Source organism: Litorisediminicola beolgyonensis (genome assembly GCF_042679605.1).
Classification (GTDB): domain Bacteria; phylum Pseudomonadota; class Alphaproteobacteria; order Rhodobacterales; family Rhodobacteraceae; genus Litorisediminicola; species Litorisediminicola beolgyonensis.
Window position 1 is genome coordinate 16,463 of record NZ_JBHTMU010000043.1, and the last position, 16,508, is coordinate 32,970.

Sequence of the window (16,508 nt, forward strand, 5' to 3'; positions counted from 1 at the left end):
TGAATTGTTCTATCGTTCAGGCGGTACTGTGACTCTGAGGCAGCGGAGGGCCGCTCCGGCGCCGCGTCCTGCAGGGAAGGGGTTTCCAAGTCGGGCGCGATGCAGCAATGTCACAGGAAAAGAAAAAGCAGGAGGATCGGGCATTTGCGGGACACATCATCGGACGGGTTGACGGCCCTGTCGCTCTGCACCGGCGCCGGTGGGCTCGACCTCGGGGTCGAGGCTGCGGGCTTCAGGGTTGTGGGGCAAGTCGAGATAGACGCTGACAGCGTCGGTACGCTGCGGGGGCACCATCGCCTGACCGGCACGGACGCGAGGGTGGTCCACGCCGGGATAGAGGACGTGGACCCGCGCCATCTCCGTGAGGAACTCGGCCTGACGCGCGGCGAGCTTTCCCTTCTGGCGGGCGGTCCACCGTGCCAGCCCTTCACGACGCACGGCCGCAGGCAGGGCATCCGCGACGGGAGGGTGTCGTCCCTGTTCCCGAGCTACCTCGGCTACATCCGGGAGTTCGTGCCCGCGACCTTCCTCATGGAGAACGTGGACGGGCTGCTGTCAGCCGCCCTCGTCCATCGTCCCCTCACCGAGCGCACCAAGGACCGGCCGATGGGGCCCGAGGAGATGAAGGGCTCCTTCCTGCGCTGGCTCGTCGGCGAGCTCTGCGCCCTCGGCTACACTGTCTGCTGGGGCATCCTCGAGGCCTCCGACTTCGGCGTCCCGCAGATGCGCCAGCGTGCCTTCCTCCTCGGAACGAAGTCGTCCACGCCGTGCTACCTGCCCGAAGGCGACCGCGACGCACCGCGCGTCACGCTGCGGCAGGCGCTCTCGGGTCTTGACGACCCCGGCCCCGTACAGCCCCTGAGCGCCGCGAAGGTGGCCGTCTACTCCCGGGTGCCCGCCGGCGGAAACTGGCGGAGCCTCCCCGTCGAGGTCCAGCAGGCGACCATGGGGCGCGCCTTCCTTGCGACGGGCGGCAAGAGCGGCTGGTGGCGGAGGCTGTCCTGGGACGAGCCCGCGCCGACGGTCCTCGGGATGCCGGACCACTCCAGCACGGGACTGATCCATCCTGACGATGTCCGCTGCCTCGGCCTCCACGAGTGCGCCGCGGTCCAGACCTTCCCCTCGGACTACCCGTTCGCCGGCCGCCCTCGATCCCAGTACCAGCAGGTCGGCAACGCGGTCCCCGTAAAGCTGGCACAGGTTGTGGCAGAGCGCGTGAAGGGGCATCTTGCGGGGGAGAGATTCGCGCAGCCCGGGTCTCCGCCCTGGAGGAAGGAGTCGTCGAACAGACGGATCGGAACTCACGGATGGGTCGAGCGGGCCGGACGCGACCTCGTGGCGACGCTGAACGTCAAGGTGAGGGATGACCACGTCTGGTCTAGAGAAGGTAGTGAGGGACGGCCAGTCTGCGTCCCCGCATGAGGAGGGGGAGGCGGCGCGCGGCGTCCGCAAGGCCGCGGGCGTGGCGGAGGGCGAGGGCCCGAGCGACTCGGAGATAGCTGACGCCATCGAGGGCTTCGCGCAGCAGTTCGGGTTCTGGTACACGCGCGTCATCGCCGAGGCGGTCGGCTCCTACCGCAAGCTCGTGATCGGCCGCATCAACCCGCTCGTCCGACAGATGGAGTTCAACGCTCTCGGCGCGACCGACGTCGCGCGCAGGCTGGTGCAGGACTACGTGAACAGGAACTACGTGACGGCGGGCGGCTGGGCCATCGAGAAGATGGCAATCGCGCTGGGAGGCAACAACGCCAAGGCTGCCGCCGAGGGCATCGACCTCCACCGCTACGACCCGGACACGGGCGACGAGCACCTCTACGTCATCAAGAGCGGCACGGTCACGCGGAACTCGGACATCCTCAAGGCGCTCAAGAACCACGCGCGGCGGGCGGAGAAGCTCATCAACCAGGGCGGCGGGAAGAAGCGGGTCTTCGCCAACTACGCCGTCGCGACGGGCTCAACGACCTCCACCTTCCACGACGGCATCTTCCGGCCCTCGTCGGCGCAGTTCTGGAGCGAGGTCTCCGGGCTGGAGGCGGACAAGGCGCTGAGGCTCGTCAGGGAGATAGCGATCCAGGCTGGGAAGATCATCAATGAGGACTCCCAACCCCACATCGACGCGATGAGGGCGCTGGTCGAGGCCTACCTGGAGACTGAGCCCGGCTCGGGCGAGGTGGACTGGGATTTCGTCTTCGACCGTACCATGCGCGAGAAGGACGAGTGGAAGGCTGAGGACGCGGCCAGGCATGCCCGCGCCGTCAAGGGTCTCGCTGCGACCGGATACGTCGTGGTCAAGAAGGCAAAGCGTCCAGCTTGAGCATCGAATCAGCCCCGCGCTTCGCGCAGGACGGACGCCGGCGGAGTGGGATCGGTCGGACGCGCCTCGCCGACTAGGAACCTGCGTGCCTCCGCGGACGTCGGGACGTACTCGCCCGCCCGCCTCAGTTCGGCTCGCACGGTTCGGACGTCCTCACCCGTCACTCGCGCACCCGGGTACGCCTCCAGGACGGTCGACAGCACCTGCTCGTTCGTCCGCCACCGGCGGACCAGGTCCCGAACGAGGGCGAGGGCGACCGTGCGGACGTCGCCACGCCCAGGTTCTGGCGACGATGCTCTGCGCGGCGTAGGAGCGGCTGGCTTCGGCGGCATCTTGTCGGGCGGCAGACCGGGCGCGTCGCTGGCGCGCGGCGCGTCGAAGTCGTTCAGCAGGCGATTCCGGTACCAGCGAATGGACTTCATGGTGGTGCGCGCTTCGGGATGCACCCGGAGGACCCCCTCGAGCGCCTCCTTGTTAGTCGCTCCCAACCTAAGGAGCCGCATGGCGGTGCCCCCTATGCCCTCCGGCTTTTTCATACGAAAGGGCCCTCCTGCGGCCGAACCCACTCCACCCGGAGTTGAGCCTAGCCGCAGTAGGGCCCTGCATCAAGCGGCGAGACGGGATCGCCTCGCCACGTCAGTGGGTTAGCCCTTCGACCTTCGGCGCATCGGCACGTCCACGCCGCGCTTACGCATGGCCGCGGCAACGCTAGCCACGCTGCGAACCGAGGTCTTGGCATCGGGGAACTCGGCCACGACCCGATCCACGATGGCGAGGTAGCCGAGGTCGGGGTCCATCAGAAGCTCCTGCACCAGCGAGCCGATTGTCCGCGTCGGCTCGGGGCCGTGCACCTTGGCCGCCGCGATCTTTTCGTCCACGGTCTGCTCGCGCTCGGGCACTTCGTCAGCGTCCGGCGCGGTCGACTCGGCTTTCTCGGTGGCCTCCGCCTCGGGCACGTCAGCCGCACGGTCACCGAGGACGCCACACTCGACCACGATCGATCCGGGATGCTCTCCGCGCTTCTTCTCGGCCAGGTCGGGACGGCCGCAGAAGCCGACCGCACCCCATCCCTCCTTGCCTTCGAGCAGGACGGCATGGGTGTAGGTCCGGTCGGTCTTGCGGGTGTGCTGCGAGCCGTCGGGGGCGGTGGCGACGTAGGTGGTCTTGGTCATGGATGGTCTCCCATACTGCGAGCGACCATCGCCCGCTTTATGGGAGTATCCTGTCGTGATGCGGGAACCCTGCGAGCCCGGTTCCGGGCCAAGCCCAGTAACGTTCTGCTTCGGGAGTTGAAAACGGCTGGCAATTCGGCCAAAAGCGGCCTACCGACGAAAGCGCGGGGCCTCCCACCCGTCTTCCTCTTGCTCGAACTCGACTGTGAGCAGCGTCATTCGGAAGCCCTTCGCCTGAGCAACCGTCTGTTCGCCCAGCGACAGGCCGCAGGATGTATCAAGCCAGTGGTGGCCCACAGCCTCCACGACGTCCGTGATCTCTCCTTGCCCCTTGTTGTTTGTGAGCGAGTAGCAGTCCGCGGGCATGGGCTGTCCGTTCCAGACGGACAAGCGCGGGAAGTCGTCCGTCTTCTTCACGTAGCGAATTTTCCCATCGTGGGAAAACACGACGGCGGCCGGTTCAGCGGCAAAGGAGAGGTAGCGCCTCGCCGCGGCTTCCTTGCTCACCTCGAATAGCGCGGCCATGTCGAAGATGTGTTGCAGGTCCAGTCCGGCCTTTGACCTCAAGAAGCGCCGGACCCAAGCGTCCGGCATCAGCAGTTCCGCTGCGAACTGGTTGGCCTCGGCCTCCATCTTGGCGTGCCTGTCGCCGGGCTTGGCGTCATCGGTCAGCATGTCCTTGCGTGTGCACTTGAAGCCTTCGGGGCTGCTGGCACGATGCATGGGGTTAACGTAGTGTCCGATCTCGTGGCCGATTGTGTATCGCTTCCGCTCCTCACCCATCCTGCCGTCGACGGCGATCGCGCCCATCGCCCGGGGCAACCGCATGCCGCCCTATTCGGGCAAGGCGGTGACCTGGAAGCTGATCCAGTACGCCTGAGGCGTGCGCGGAGCAGCGGGGGGCAGGTTTCTCCCGTCTCCAACGAGGGACGGAGCTGCCGAAGACTACTGACCGAGGGCGAACGAATGCGTTCGGCCTCGGTTTTCGTTGCGAGGACATGCCGCCAAGGCAATATCAATCGTATCCGCGATACGTGCCAAAAGATGAGCCACCCGCCCGGCGGTGAGCCGGGCGAGTAAAGCCTTCATTGCATCAGACCGCTGCGGGCGAGAGGCGGGCGCGCAGGGCTGAGTCGAAGTCGACGCGGAGCTCCTCCACCAGTGCAGGGTCCATCGCGTCCTCGCCGGGTTCGAGCATCCCCTCCATGAGCGGATCGAAGATGGCGGCACGCAGCCGGTGGCCGTGGTTCAGGAGAATGTGATGGAGCATCTCTGAGAGGTAGACGTCCTCCATGTCGTCCTCCTCGTGCTCCGCCATCCGGCCCCCGTTGTCATAAGGGAGGAACAGTTCGTCCCTCGGCACGCTGTAGGTGAACCGGACCCGAGCGGAGCCGGGGTCGTCGTTGACTTGAAAGTTCTCGATCTTCATGAGTCTCTCCTTGATCGAATTGCCCCTTTCGGGGTTCGCAATGTGGGTGGATTGGTGGTCAGCAGTTCGCGACCCTGATCTCGGCGTCGAACCAGTCCATGACCTGCGCACGAGCCGCCCTCAGCTCGTCGCGGCTCCGGCCGCCGTAGGCTGTCACCAGCGCGTCGCCGACCAGCTGGCCGTCGTACCAGTGGCCGTAGTCCCGCATGAGGAACGGGACCGCGCCGACCAGGGCGAGGTCGCCATCAGGCATGTTGACGTATTCGCGCAGGCGGGCGGTGGCGGCGTTCTCCAGAGCGGAACGCGGCAGGCGAATGCGGACCTCCACCCGGTCGTCTTTTTCCAGGGCGCGGTAGCGTTCGGCGACCTCGGCGCCGTCCGCGGTTGTCTCGCCGTCGATCTTCAGTTCTGTCTTGGTGGCCATGTCGGCGCTCCTTCTCGATGAAACCGGTCTCAGGGACCGTGGAAGGAGGATCGCAGACGGGCTCGGGCGGGTAACCCAACGTTTGGAGGGGGAGGCGCAAATAATGGTGTGGCCCGGAAGACACACCGAACAACAGGGAAGGCCCGCGCCTCGGATGGAGACGCGGGCCCCTTCGGTCGTCCGCCTTTCAGGCCGTCAGCGAACCAGGTTCTTGCGGGCCTCGTCGAGCTCCATGCTCGTCACCCCGCCGCGCTCCAGCTCCTGGGCGTCGTCGCGGGTCCGCATCAGCGCCCGGCCCATGTCGGTGTCCAGCGCCCGGTCGTAGGCCTTGTGGAAGCTCTCGCCGGGCCGCTGGATGCTCTTGGCCAGCGCGTCCAGGTTCGCCTCGGCCAGGAGCCGGTTCGCCGCGGCGGCCTTCCGCACGTCGTGTGTCTTGGTCATGTCGTTCTCCAGTGATTGTGCGGCCGCGCGGGCGGTGGCGACCTGTTGTTCGAGGAGCTCAACCTCCTTGGCGAGCTCCATCACTTCCTCGGCGTCGGCCTCGTCGCGCGCCAGACGGCCGAGGGCATCCTCCAGTTCCTTCTTGCGGTCCTGGAGCCGCCTCAGTTCATCGACGTGGCGCTGTCCGTCTCTGCTCATGCCGACTTCTCCATCTGTTCGAGTTCGGCGCGGGCCTCGGCCGAGACGTAGGGTTGCGGGGACGAGGCCCTGATACGCAGCACCTCCGTCCGAAGGCTCTCCGCTACCCTCTCCTCGGCGGCCGCGAGGCTGATGGCGTGGCGCTCGCGGATCGCCGTCTCGACGCCGAGTGCCCGGGCGAGTCCCATCCCGCCGGCGCTCACCAGCGAGCGGACCAAGACCTCGTTCTGACGGTTCGCGACGAGGCCTCGCTCGACCGGGCCGACGTCGCCGTTCGCGGCCGACACCGAGCCGAGATCCTTGCGAAGGGCCTCCTGGTACGCAGGCCACGCCTCGGCGAGTGCGGTCAGCGCCCGGTCCACGGCCACGGCCAACTTGGAACGTTCGGCCGTGGTCTGGAGGGCGTTCTCCGCTCGCACCGTCCGGGCGCGCCGCTCGGCGGAACCGGCCGCGGCGCCCAGGCGGTCGTTCAGCTCGGCGAGGGCGTCGTCGATTACGGCGATGCGGGTCGAGATGGCCACCGCCGCGTTGTCGGGTTTCTTCCCGAGGATGACGGCCTGCTTGGCCTCCTCGCGGGCCTTGTCCAGCTCGTCGGCCAGCTGCTCGCGGTCGTCGCGGAGCTCGGCGATCCGGGTCTCGATCTCGTCTTTCTTCATGTGCGATCCTCGGCCTCCGCTCGTGTCGGGAGTGGCGGCCGGTCCCCCGTCGAAAAGGACCGGCCGCCGTGTGCCGGGAGAAGGAGGCCCATGCCCAACCGACACGACCACAGCTTGCCGCGTCCGGTCGGCGCGGGGGACCAGCGTGTGATCTACCGGCGGCGAATGCTGGTCAGCCCGCGTCGACGTCCTGCTCCAGGAGGAGGATCAGGTCGCTCGGCACGCCCCGCATCCCGGCGAAGTAGACCGGGGCGTCGCGCAGCTTCGAGCGGTACCAGCGGAGGCACCGCTGGTCGGGGTGCGGCGCCCCGGCGGACCGGCAGGCGAGCATCACGGCCCGGACCCAGCCTCGCGGGAGTGCCAGAGAGCCGTGGCAGTACCACATGCCCACGATCATCCTGACGGCGTTGTTCCCCCTCGGCAGCTCGGGCAGCGGGCGGAAGCGGTCGTCCTTGGCCGCCTCGGCCACCAGCGCGTCTGCCTCGGCCTGGGTGGCCTGGAACAGGTGCTTCGGCAGCCGCGGGAGCGGGGGCGACGGGTCAGTCATCCAGCGAGACCGGGTGGCCCATCTCGGCGAGGCGGGCGCGCTTCCCTTCCATGAGGCCCCAGAGCTCCTCGGCCCGCTCGTTCAGCTCGTTGTACTGTCGGTCCATGTCGGCGAGCTGCTGGCGCTCCCGGGTAACCACGCGCATCGGGGTGTCTTCCTGCATCGGGCTTCTCCTGTGAGGGTGTACGCGGGCACGATGTCGCAAGTGGGCGGGCGAGTAAGCCAACGACAGACACGGGATCAGTGGGTACGGCGACGGGAAGGCGAGCCGGATCAGGGGCTTCGCCTCGTTCGAGGAGGGCGAGCACAGCACCGGGCACAGGGCGGGCCTCGGTCGCGACCCCTCAGGCGTCCTCGAAGTACGGCGTGGCGGCGATCCACTCCAGCAGGCGCCTGCGCGTCTCGTCGTCCAGGTCCAGCCGCGTCTCCACCGAGAAGGCCGCCTCGTCGCGCACCCGGGCCGACTGCCACGGCACCGGCTCGCGTCCCTCGCCCATCTCGGCGACCAGGCCGTCGCCGGGGTCGTGCAGGTACCCGAGGGCCACCCGCATCGTCTCGTAGCCGTCCGCGAACTTGACCGTGGCCACGCCCCCGGCCCTGACGATCGTGACGTGCACCGCGCCGTCAGTCATCGGTCCGTCCCCCGGTCTCCTGGGGTCGCCCCTGGACCAGTTCGGCGTCCTCGACGCCCGGATGCGCTCCCGAGGCCTTGGAGGCGCCCAGGGGGCTCCGTATGGACCCTGGGCGACCGTCTACGGTCGCTCCTCCCCCGACGAGCCTCGGCCTCCTGGGCAGCTCGTTGTGGACGGTCGTCTGGTTGTTAACCTGGATGTTGGTCTGGGCCGGGCCGTCGGCCGAGCTCATTCGCAGGGCCAGGAGCTTGGTCAGCACGCGGGCGTCCACATGGCTGGTCTCGAAGCGGTGGACCACCTCGAAGTCGTCGTCCAGTGCGGGCTCGCCGGTCGCCGGGTCGATCACGGGGACCCACCTGCCGGTCCCCATCTCCAGGGCCGTCTGGACCACGCGGTGTGTCAGCTCCTCCTCGAAGGCCGCGACCGCGTCGTCCCACGCCTCTGCGAAGTCGGGGTTCTTGGCCCTGCGGTCGTAGAAGGTGCGCCGGGTCAGGCCGGTCATGTTGGCGGCGTAGGTGACGTGCCCGAACTGCCTGAGGTAGCCTAGGAACTCGTCGCCCTTCTCGCCGTACACCTGGGCCACGACCGGGGCCAACTGGCTCCGCCTGTGCGGGTCGGGCGCCGGCCTGATCCTGTTCATCCGCATGATGCTCATCAGAGGAACTCCTCGATCTGGAAGTCCAGCGGCTCGGGCTCGACGCCATCCCACTGGCTGCGGGGTGCGCGCCACCCGGCCCACCGGACGCCCAGGGCGTCGAGGGCGAAGGGCTGGTGGCCGTAGCACTGCCCCAGCGGCAAGCCCTTGATTGCGTACCGTTGACCCAGCCGGATTGGCATCCCGCCCAGGGGTTTGAACCGCTTCGACGGGCAGATGTAGCCGATCCACTGCCCTCTACCCGGCAGACTGAAGGCCAGGCAGGACTTCGGGACCGCGCTGTCCATCACGAGACCGCCTGCCTCCCATTCCAGGGGCAGTCCGTCGGACGTGCCGGCGCGGCATCGCTGGTTCACCCGCTCGACGGCCCTGTTGTAGCTGGCGACCCACATGCGGGCGACGGCCAAGCTCATCGGACGGAGGTATGGCCGACCGCTCGGCGAGGTGGGTAGGTAGGGCATCGGCGGCCTCACGCTGTTTCCGGTACTGTGTTCGACGAGGACAAGCACCCCCTAGGCCCATGACGCGATTGCCCATCCCGCTGTCTGACCCCTTGATCCACGATCGGAGGGCCACCCTTCGGCGGGCAGTCGGGTGGGCGTCTAGGTTTTCCGGGCGGCTCTCGCCTCACTGTTCGAGGTCACGATGCCATGTCCCGTTGGCGACGTACGCCAGCGAACTCACGTGAGAGCGGGCCCACCTCTCACTGGCGTGAGGTCGGGACACGAAGGGGGCTGGGCCTCCGTTCGGCCTAAGCGTCATAGCGTCCTGAAAGCGTCCTTCCGTATCTTATTGTTTTTATTATCTAAATGACACTAGGACACTTAAGACACTTAATATTGCTTTTCGGCTTTCTGGACGACCAGACGAGCCGCACCGAATTCGGCGAAGGGAGAGACCAGGGCGAGCCGCAAAAAGCCACGAAACCAGAACCTAAGCGTCCTTGCGTCCTAGCGTCTTTTTCGCTTCCGAAACATGCGCTTAACCCAAGACGCTTACATTCCGCAAGCGTCCGAAGCGTCCTGAGGGGTGGCCCCAGGACCTCACACAGGCGTGAGGTCAGGTGCTCGATCAGGTCGAACACGCCGAGAAAGTAAGCCCGATGGCAGGATTGGACCGCCACGGCGCGCGGCCCCCACGCCCGTCAGTCGAAAAGCTCGGAGGCGCCGGAGCGTGCCTCGAACTTGGCCCTGGCGTCGTCGAGGGCGGGCAGGTTCCAGGTGCGTTCCGCGCCGCCCTCCCGCTTGCCGGTGGTCAGACCCACGAGCCGCTTCCCCTCTCTAACCAGGGCCCTGTGCGTGGCCCTCTCGCTGCGTAGCTGGTTGCGGCGGAGGAAGCCGTCGAACGCCTCGACCGTCGCGTCCTTCTCCTGCGGGCCGAGCACCACGGCGCCCGTGCGCCAGTCGATCTCGTTGCCCTCGGCGTCGAAGCCGACCGGCAGCTCGCCCGAACCCAGCAGCTCGAACCAGAAGCGAGCGGCGGGCTTCATGCTCCTCAGCTTCTGGTCGGCCAGCGCCCGGGTCTGCGGTATCTCCATCGAGGGCCGCCAGCCGCGCAGGTCCAGCGCCAGCAGGTCGTGGGCCATGCCGGCGAGGCCGCCTTGGTCCATCTGCCGCGCGAGCCTGCCGAAGTACTCGTGGTCCTGGCGTCGCCTGTCCGACACGTCCGAGACGAAGAAGCGCCTCGCCTCGGGTCCCGCCGGCACGATCCACTCCTCGTTCGACGCCAGCATCATGTGCACCATGTTGCGGCCCTGGGTGATGTCCCGCCCCTTTGCCTCGTAGGACAGGATCGGCTCGGTCACGAGCTGCTTGAGAACGCCCTCGCCCTCCTTGTCCCCCGGCCAGACGGCCTCGTCGGCAAACAGGAACACGCAGTTGCGGAGGTGTGAGTTGAAGCGCCCCGCGAACTGCGAGCGGTGCGAGACCGTCAGACCGTGCTGGCCGGCGATGCGCATGAGCGCCCTGCCCAGGGTGCCCTTGCCGGTGCCCTCCTCGCCGCGGAACGCGATGGCGACCTCGGGCGTCTCCCAGGGCCTCTGGAGCATGTAGGCGATCCAGCGGAGCACGTAGTCCTCCGAGGCCGCGTCGCCGTCGCAGAGGACCTCCCCGATCAGCTCGCGCATCATCGACCAGTCGCCAGGCGCGGGCTCGACGGCCCACCCCTTCCAGAGGTTCAGCTTGCCCTCGTTGTGCGGCAGGCCCTGAGGGTCCATCACGATGCCCGGGTACTTGCGGCGGTGCGGGCTCGACAGCCAAAGGTCCGCCTTGCTGATCCGCTTCTTCTCGCCCACCTGGGCGAGGGTCTCGTCCTCGAAGTAGTGCCGGAACGCCTCGCGGCTCATCCTGGTCCAGGCGGTGCGCCCCTCGAAGATCGGGTCGGGCTCCTCCATGAAGACCTGGAACTGGCCGCCGTCGAGGACGGCGCAGAACCGCTCGTTCATCTCCCGCACCACGCGGGTCAGGGGGTTCCCGCCGCCGTCGGGCCGCGCGCCCTCCGGCAGGTCGGCGGCCTCGATCACGTCGTCGAAGTCCTGGGCTATCCCGGTCACACGGGTGGCGAGGTAGTCACGGGCGATCTTCTCGACCTGGGCCTCCAGCCTGTCGCCGTACTTCTCGACGGCGAAGCCGCAGTGCTCGACGAGCATCGAGAGCGCCGAGGCGGCCGACAGGCCGTGTGCGAGGAGCTGCCAGACCAGGGAAGCGACGGCCTCCGACCGTTCGCCTGTACCGACGGGCTCCAGGATGCGATCACGCAGGCGCTCTGGCAGATCGTCGAAGTCCGCCTCTGCGCCGTCGTCCCAGTCCAAGGCCACGCCGGATGCGTCCGCAGCGCCCCCGCTCGTCCTGATGCCGGCGAAGGCCACCGGCGACAGCCGGCGACCGTCGCGCAGCCTGCCCTCCTCGACGGCGCTGGCGAGCAGCCTGACCGACTGCGGGTTCAACCGCACCTGGCCGCCGCGCGTCCTGAGCTCGCCCTCCGCCTCGCCCTCGATCGGGTCCTGCACCCGGAACTTCCAGTTGCCCACGGCGTCGGCGGCGTCGCAGCGGACCCAGACGTGGCCCTTGTGGGCGCTGCCGGATGATGAGGGGGTGGTGACGGCGTGTGCGTCACCGGCCCACTCGACCGCGACCTCCGGCCCGTCGCCGTGGTCACAGTCCAGCACCACGCAGTCCAGGGATGCGGGCTGCAGGCCGACCGAGTTGTCCGCCGAGCGGCCCAGGTGTTCCAGCACCTCGGCGAGCGTCGGGCGCAGCTTCGGCCACTCCTTCTGAAAAGCGTCCTTGCCCTTCAGCAGGACGTACGCGGGCTCTATCCCGGCCCCTCGGCAGGCGGAGTGGAGCGAGCGCAGGCCGATCCGGGCCTCCTTAGATAGTCCGGTCATGGCTCAGCCCCGCTTGCCCGCGAGGTACGCCCGGACGGCGTCCCGTGGGTAGAACACCTCGCGGCCCACCTTGACGAACTCGGGGCCGGCGTTCGGCCAGCGGCCGGAGTTCCGGCGGGATCGGTAGACGGCGAGCACCGTCTCGGGGTGGCCGGTCATCTCGCTCGCCTGCCTCGGCGTCAGGAGGTCGGCGAACGAGGGTACGGAGGGGGCCTTCGGCGCGGCATACTCGGGGTCAGTCACAGGGTCTTCCTTTCCAAGAGGGCGGATCACGGAGCCGGCCGCGGGAGGCGGTCCTTGCGGCCGGCTTGCTCTCGACGAACACTGTCGCGACGACGCGCCGACGTATGCCAACGTGGGTCGCCCGCGGTCCAATTGCTGGCAGAGTACCGGGCGACGGTGGCGGCCGGAAACAAACGAGTCGTCGGGGAGACCGGTGCGTTCACCGCCCGTTAGGAGGCCTCAGACGTCTGCCCTCGCTCTGCGATGGGCGCGCTCGATGCGGCGAACCTCCCGCTGCACTTCGGCCTCGATCCTTGCCCACTCCCTCGGCGCCCGGCGCGCGGCCTCCTCGACCAGCGCCTCGTCCTCCCAGAAGTCCGGGTTCTCGGTCCGCGACGTCCGCAGGGCGTCCGACGCCGTACCCAGCCTGACGGTGTACTCCGGGCGCGTCGTGGCCGTCGCCTCCCGCCGCTCGATCGACAGCGGGAACTCCCCCGTCCGCTTGGCGAGCAGTCGCAGGGTCGCGCAGTCGAAGGCGTTGAAGCCGACCCTGTAGCACGCCTCGACGACGCCGTCGGCCGCGTCCATCGCGATCAGCTCCGGCACATTGTCCAGTAGACGCTCGGCGAGCCCCGCCCGCACCTCCTCGTTCGAGTAGTCGGGGTCAGGATCGCGTCGCTGCTGGAGGGTCCAGACCGTCGTCACGCCGCGCCCTCCACCATGAAGGCGTCGAGGTCGTCCCTGTGGTACCGGACGACCCGGCCCACGGCGCGGTATCGGGGGCCCTCCCCCCTGCTGCGCCAGTTTGCGAGGGTCCCGTTCGACACGCGCAGGTAGGCCGCTGCGTCGGCCGGCGTGAGCCACGGGCTGGAGAAGGTCGTCGGTTCGGTCACGGTGGTTACCCCTTCGTCGGCGGGCGTCCGGGTGGACGGCGATGATCTGAGGTTATCACCTTGCAACGGATTGATATGCCAACGTCTTTCGGTTGAGAACTGTCCTGCGCCCGTCCGCGCAACGCTCACGGCCCCCGGTCTACGCTACGCGGCGCCCGCCCTCGCCAGCACCAGGTCCTCCAGCGCCTGGGCGTGCGGGCGCAGCGCCTCGACCAGGTGCGTCTGGTGGACGTAGCCTCCGCTGGCGCCGGGGAGCCGCTGGCCGAGCAGGAGGGCGCCCTCGGCGTACGGGACGCCGGCAGCGATCATCATCGTGCGGCAGTGGTGGCGGAGCGCGTGCGGCGGGGGCACCCCGCCCCGCTTCGGCTCGGCCACGTGGCCGGAGGCGGCGCCCGGCGAGGGCCAGAGCCAGGGCGAGCTCAGCGGCCCGTCCTCCTCCATCCTCGCGGCCAACGTCGCGGTCAGCCAGCGCCCAGTCGGGAAGGACCACGACCCGCCGGTCTTCATGTGGGTGAAGGTCAGGACGCCCCGACCGGCGTCGAAGTCGGCGCGCCTCACGCCCAGCAGCGAGGTCCGCCTCGCCCCGGTCAGCAGGAACGCCCGCTGGAGGTCCCGCATGACCGGCGACATGGCCTCGGTGGTGGTCCAGAAGCCTGCCACGTCCAGCTCGCCAACCTCCCGCTTCGGCGTGGCGGGCACGCGGATGGCGTCCACCGGGTTGGCCCCAATCGTCTCGTCGTGCCTCCGGGCCGTGTTCACGAGCGCTCGGACGGTGCGCATCACCGACGCGCCCGTGGTCTTGCCGTGGCGCCTGGTAAGCTGCTCCATGAGCTCCCGGCAGTCCTGGCGCGTGATGTCGGCCACCGCCCGGCGCCGGAGACGCCCGAGGTAGTTGTCCATGTGGTACTGGTAGTTCCTGACCGTGGCGTCGGACAGGTCCCTCTCGCGCAGGTGCTCCCTCAACGCCTGCTCCAGCGTGATGCCGGTGGACTCCGGCCCCGCGGTCGGGTCCACGCCCGACTGGATCGTGGCCATGAGCCTACGGGCCTCGTTCCTGGCCTCGGCCAGGCGCACCAGGTCCACGCGGCCGATCTTGACCCGCACGGAGCGGACGAGGCGCTTGTCCCTGCGGACGTCGCCCTGCACGGCGAAGGTCTTGGTGGTCTTGTGGGCGATGCACATGAGGCCCTTGACCTCGGTGTCGCGGTGGATGCCCGAACCGAGCGGGAGGTCCCTGAGGCGGGCCTCGGTGAACTTGAAGATGGCCATGGAAAGTACAGTCCCGAGTACAGCGTTTGCGGTTGATCCTGATGAACCAGGATGGTGCTACCGGGAGAATGTTGCCTTGTTTTCAAGGGACCGTACGCCCTGAATGAGCGTCGGTGAGCCCAATTTTGCTCACAACTTCAGACTGTTAATCAATTGGTCGTAGGTTCGATCCCTACCGCCGGAGCCAAAAATCCCCTAAGCGGTTGATTTCATTGATTGAGTCCCGACTGGAGTCGGAGGTGCGCGTGCACGTGCACAAATAGGTGCACAAACGCGTGCCCGAACCGGTGCACGGATCGCGACTCCCGGATGCCCTGGAAACCGTTTCGGAGCACCTGCCATGGCCGGAGTCGCACACCCCCCCACCTCGAAAAACGCCCCTCTGGCTTCTTGTTCCGTCGGCGCCTGCCGAGAGCCTGGGTCGAGATATCGAACCCTGATCAAAAGTTCTCACTCTGTCTGCCTTCGCGCTGACGAAGGAGACACCGGTGCAGCATCTGAGCGCGGAACATGTGAGCCTGCTGAGCGAACTGGCCCGATTCCAGATCGCGGCCCACGAAGCCGCGCGCGCCCGCACAGAACCCCGCTCGGAGGCCGCGGCGAATTTCGCGGCGCAGACCGAGCGCGCGACCCAAGACATGCTGCGGCGTGCCCTCGCGCTCGGCGACCGGGCACCGGTCACGAACCCTCTGCGCGAGATGGCGCGCCGCCTCGGCATGACCCTCGACGAGACCAGCTCGGACTGGCGTGCCCTCGCTTTCGAGGCTCTGCGTGTCAAGCTGGACGTGTCGCGGGAGCGGGAGCGGCGCGAGGTTGGTACCTACGATGAAGCGACCACGATATTTCGGTCGGTCATGGCGAACCGGTCAGCGTCCCACGCTGCCGCCCTGCCCAGAACTGCCTCCCAATTCTATGACGCCGCCCTGGCTGTCCAGGCACCCGACGCCACGGCCGTGAGTTCCATGGCTGTGCCGTTCACGCCGTCTGCCACCACACCAACCGAAACAGAGGTGACCTGTCATATTCAGAACCAGACCGAGACGAGCCGCGACGAGCCAGAGAACGCAGCGCCCATCGCGGAGCCCAATAGGTCCCACCCACCGTTGTCCCAAAATCACGCATTAATTCCTCCCGTGGCGTCGCCTGAATCGGCCCCGAAGGCTCCCGCCATGCCGCGCGAAGAGCCCCGGATCCTAATCGATCAATCGCTTCTCTCCGACAAGGCGCGCGCGGCCTTGGCAAAAGGCCCCAATATCGAATTCAGAGAAGCATTCGATGTCTATTTCGAGCTCAAGGAACTCGGATACGGAGATCTCTTCGAGTCCCGGCAGAAGCGCTTTCCGGACAAGGGTGCAAACTGGGTTCGGTCCTCGAGGGGTAACGCCAGGAAAGCCCGCGATATCTGGGTCGATGTCTTGGGCAACCAGCCGTTCCACCAGATCGACTGGACCGAGGTCGACGGCGTCCTGAATGTCATTCGCCGTATCCCCAAATACCACGGCAAGAAAAAAAATCTTCTCAATACGCAAGGTGTCCGCGATCTCGTCGAGCGTGCCGACGAGCAGGAACTGGCCATGGCGATCGCGGCAAAGGAAGCTCTTGCCGCACGAGGCAAGGTGACGCCCGCCGAACTCGAACGCGCGGACCTCGACGCGAAGATCCCGCGGCTACGTGTCGCCACCTTCCTTCGCCACGGTCGCATGGCGAACCGGGTGGGCAAAATGCTGAAGGCCATGAAGCTTATCGAGGAGAATCCGTTCGAAATCTGTTTCTGGACCAACGACGAGGAAAAGGCGCTGAAGGCGAACGAAGAAGACCGGTCGCGCATGCTCTGGGACGACAAGATCCAGAAGTTCTTCGCTTCTCCGGTCTACCAGGGGCAATGCGAGGAGAAGGATTACCCGCTGTTCTGGGGCCCGCTCATAGCTCGCCTTGCCGGCTGTCGCGCCGAGGAAATCCTGCAACTGGGTCCGGAGGATTTCGGGTCGGAGAACGGCATCGCATATTTCACGGTGTGCAACATGACCGGCAACCACGTGAAGTCCACCGCCGGGGAACGTCGCATCGCCGTGCACCCGAAGCTCGTGGAGCTGGGTCTTCTCCAGTTCGTGGAGATGCGGCGGCGGCAGAAGCAGTCGCGCCTGTTTCTGGACCTTAACCGCGGCAAGAGCAAGGACACGTTCTCTGAGCTCTATGAATAGCCCCGCGTCTCTTAGACGCCCTCGTGCCTCAGTTTCTGCTGCCGCTCGAACTCGAGGGGCGACAGCATTC

General features: G+C 67.5%; 20 protein-coding genes. 3 read left to right on the plus strand and 17 right to left on the minus strand.

Annotated elements, in window-relative coordinates; all coding sequences use genetic code 11:
• The first annotated feature begins 144 nt into the window (after positions 1-144).
• Positions 145-1,422, plus strand: a complete 1,278-nt coding sequence (locus tag ACFQ4E_RS17655) for a DNA cytosine methyltransferase (protein ID WP_386805850.1) — start codon at positions 145-147, stop codon at positions 1,420-1,422.
• Positions 1,391-2,314 (plus strand): PmeII family type II restriction endonuclease, encoded by a 924-nt coding sequence (locus ACFQ4E_RS17660; protein ID WP_386805851.1) that lies wholly within the window; start codon positions 1,391-1,393, stop codon positions 2,312-2,314. Before ACFQ4E_RS17655 ends, ACFQ4E_RS17660 begins: the two co-directional genes overlap by 32 nt.
• A gap of 8 nt (positions 2,315-2,322) precedes the next feature.
• Here the strand turns inward: ACFQ4E_RS17660 and ACFQ4E_RS17665 are convergent, their stop codons facing one another.
• The 17 genes from ACFQ4E_RS17665 to ACFQ4E_RS17745 form a co-directional block, all read right to left on the minus strand.
• Positions 2,323-2,850 carry a hypothetical protein gene (locus ACFQ4E_RS17665; protein WP_386805852.1) on the minus strand — a complete coding sequence of 176 codons (528 nt, stop codon included), beginning with the start codon at positions 2,848-2,850 and terminating at the stop codon, positions 2,323-2,325.
• 108 nt (positions 2,851-2,958) lie between these two features.
• On the minus strand, positions 2,959-3,486 hold the full coding sequence (locus tag ACFQ4E_RS17670; RefSeq protein ID WP_386805853.1) for a hypothetical protein: 528 nt from the start codon (positions 3,484-3,486) through the stop codon (positions 2,959-2,961).
• A gap of 150 nt (positions 3,487-3,636) precedes the next feature.
• Entirely contained in the window at positions 3,637-4,296 is a 660-nt protein-coding gene (locus tag ACFQ4E_RS17675; protein ID WP_386805854.1) for an ImmA/IrrE family metallo-endopeptidase, read from the minus strand.
• A gap of 283 nt (positions 4,297-4,579) precedes the next feature.
• Entirely contained in the window at positions 4,580-4,915 is a 336-nt protein-coding gene (locus tag ACFQ4E_RS17680) for a hypothetical protein (protein WP_386805855.1), read from the minus strand.
• 58 nt (positions 4,916-4,973) lie between these two features.
• On the minus strand, positions 4,974-5,339 hold the full coding sequence (locus ACFQ4E_RS17685; RefSeq protein WP_386805856.1) for a hypothetical protein: 366 nt from the start codon (positions 5,337-5,339) through the stop codon (positions 4,974-4,976).
• 195 nt (positions 5,340-5,534) lie between these two features.
• Positions 5,535-5,978 (minus strand): hypothetical protein, encoded by a 444-nt coding sequence (locus tag ACFQ4E_RS17690; RefSeq protein ID WP_386805857.1) that lies wholly within the window; start codon positions 5,976-5,978, stop codon positions 5,535-5,537.
• Complete coding sequence (locus ACFQ4E_RS17695; protein ID WP_386805858.1) at positions 5,975-6,634, minus strand: hypothetical protein; 660 nt, start codon at positions 6,632-6,634, stop codon at positions 5,975-5,977. The genes ACFQ4E_RS17690 and ACFQ4E_RS17695 overlap by 4 nt, the downstream gene beginning before the upstream one ends.
• Before the next feature lie 172 nt (positions 6,635-6,806).
• Entirely contained in the window at positions 6,807-7,181 is a 375-nt protein-coding gene (locus ACFQ4E_RS17700; protein WP_386805859.1) for a hypothetical protein, read from the minus strand.
• Complete coding sequence (locus tag ACFQ4E_RS17705; RefSeq protein WP_386805860.1) at positions 7,174-7,344, minus strand: hypothetical protein; 171 nt, start codon at positions 7,342-7,344, stop codon at positions 7,174-7,176. Before ACFQ4E_RS17705 ends, ACFQ4E_RS17700 begins: the two co-directional genes overlap by 8 nt.
• Positions 7,345-7,525: 181 nt before the next feature.
• A complete protein-coding gene (locus tag ACFQ4E_RS17710) occupies positions 7,526-7,813 on the minus strand; it encodes a hypothetical protein (protein WP_386805861.1) in 288 nt (95 codons plus the stop codon).
• Positions 7,806-8,468: a hypothetical protein gene (locus ACFQ4E_RS17715; RefSeq protein ID WP_386805862.1), complete on the minus strand. Its 663-nt coding sequence runs from the start codon at positions 8,466-8,468 to the stop codon at positions 7,806-7,808. The genes ACFQ4E_RS17710 and ACFQ4E_RS17715 overlap by 8 nt, the downstream gene beginning before the upstream one ends.
• A complete protein-coding gene (locus tag ACFQ4E_RS17720; protein ID WP_386805863.1) occupies positions 8,468-8,881 on the minus strand; it encodes a hypothetical protein in 414 nt (137 codons plus the stop codon). The genes ACFQ4E_RS17715 and ACFQ4E_RS17720 overlap by 1 nt, the downstream gene beginning before the upstream one ends.
• A 731-nt stretch (positions 8,882-9,612) precedes the next feature.
• Positions 9,613-11,853 (minus strand): DUF5906 domain-containing protein, encoded by a 2,241-nt coding sequence (locus tag ACFQ4E_RS17725; protein ID WP_386805864.1) that lies wholly within the window; start codon positions 11,851-11,853, stop codon positions 9,613-9,615.
• A 3-nt stretch (positions 11,854-11,856) separates the two neighbouring features.
• Positions 11,857-12,096 carry a hypothetical protein gene (locus ACFQ4E_RS17730; protein ID WP_386805865.1) on the minus strand — a complete coding sequence of 80 codons (240 nt, stop codon included), beginning with the start codon at positions 12,094-12,096 and terminating at the stop codon, positions 11,857-11,859.
• A gap of 219 nt (positions 12,097-12,315) precedes the next feature.
• Positions 12,316-12,780, minus strand: a complete 465-nt coding sequence (locus ACFQ4E_RS17735) for a hypothetical protein (RefSeq protein WP_386805866.1) — start codon at positions 12,778-12,780, stop codon at positions 12,316-12,318.
• A complete protein-coding gene (locus tag ACFQ4E_RS17740; protein WP_386805867.1) occupies positions 12,777-13,097 on the minus strand; it encodes a helix-turn-helix domain-containing protein in 321 nt (106 codons plus the stop codon). Before ACFQ4E_RS17740 ends, ACFQ4E_RS17735 begins: the two co-directional genes overlap by 4 nt.
• Positions 13,098-13,112: 15 nt before the next feature.
• Positions 13,113-14,237 carry an integrase arm-type DNA-binding domain-containing protein gene (locus ACFQ4E_RS17745; protein ID WP_386805868.1) on the minus strand — a complete coding sequence of 375 codons (1,125 nt, stop codon included), beginning with the start codon at positions 14,235-14,237 and terminating at the stop codon, positions 13,113-13,115.
• A gap of 488 nt (positions 14,238-14,725) precedes the next feature.
• Between ACFQ4E_RS17745 and ACFQ4E_RS17750 the strand changes: the two genes are divergently transcribed.
• Complete coding sequence (locus ACFQ4E_RS17750) at positions 14,726-16,438, plus strand: hypothetical protein (protein ID WP_386805869.1); 1,713 nt, start codon at positions 14,726-14,728, stop codon at positions 16,436-16,438.
• Positions 16,439-16,508 lie beyond the last annotated feature (70 nt).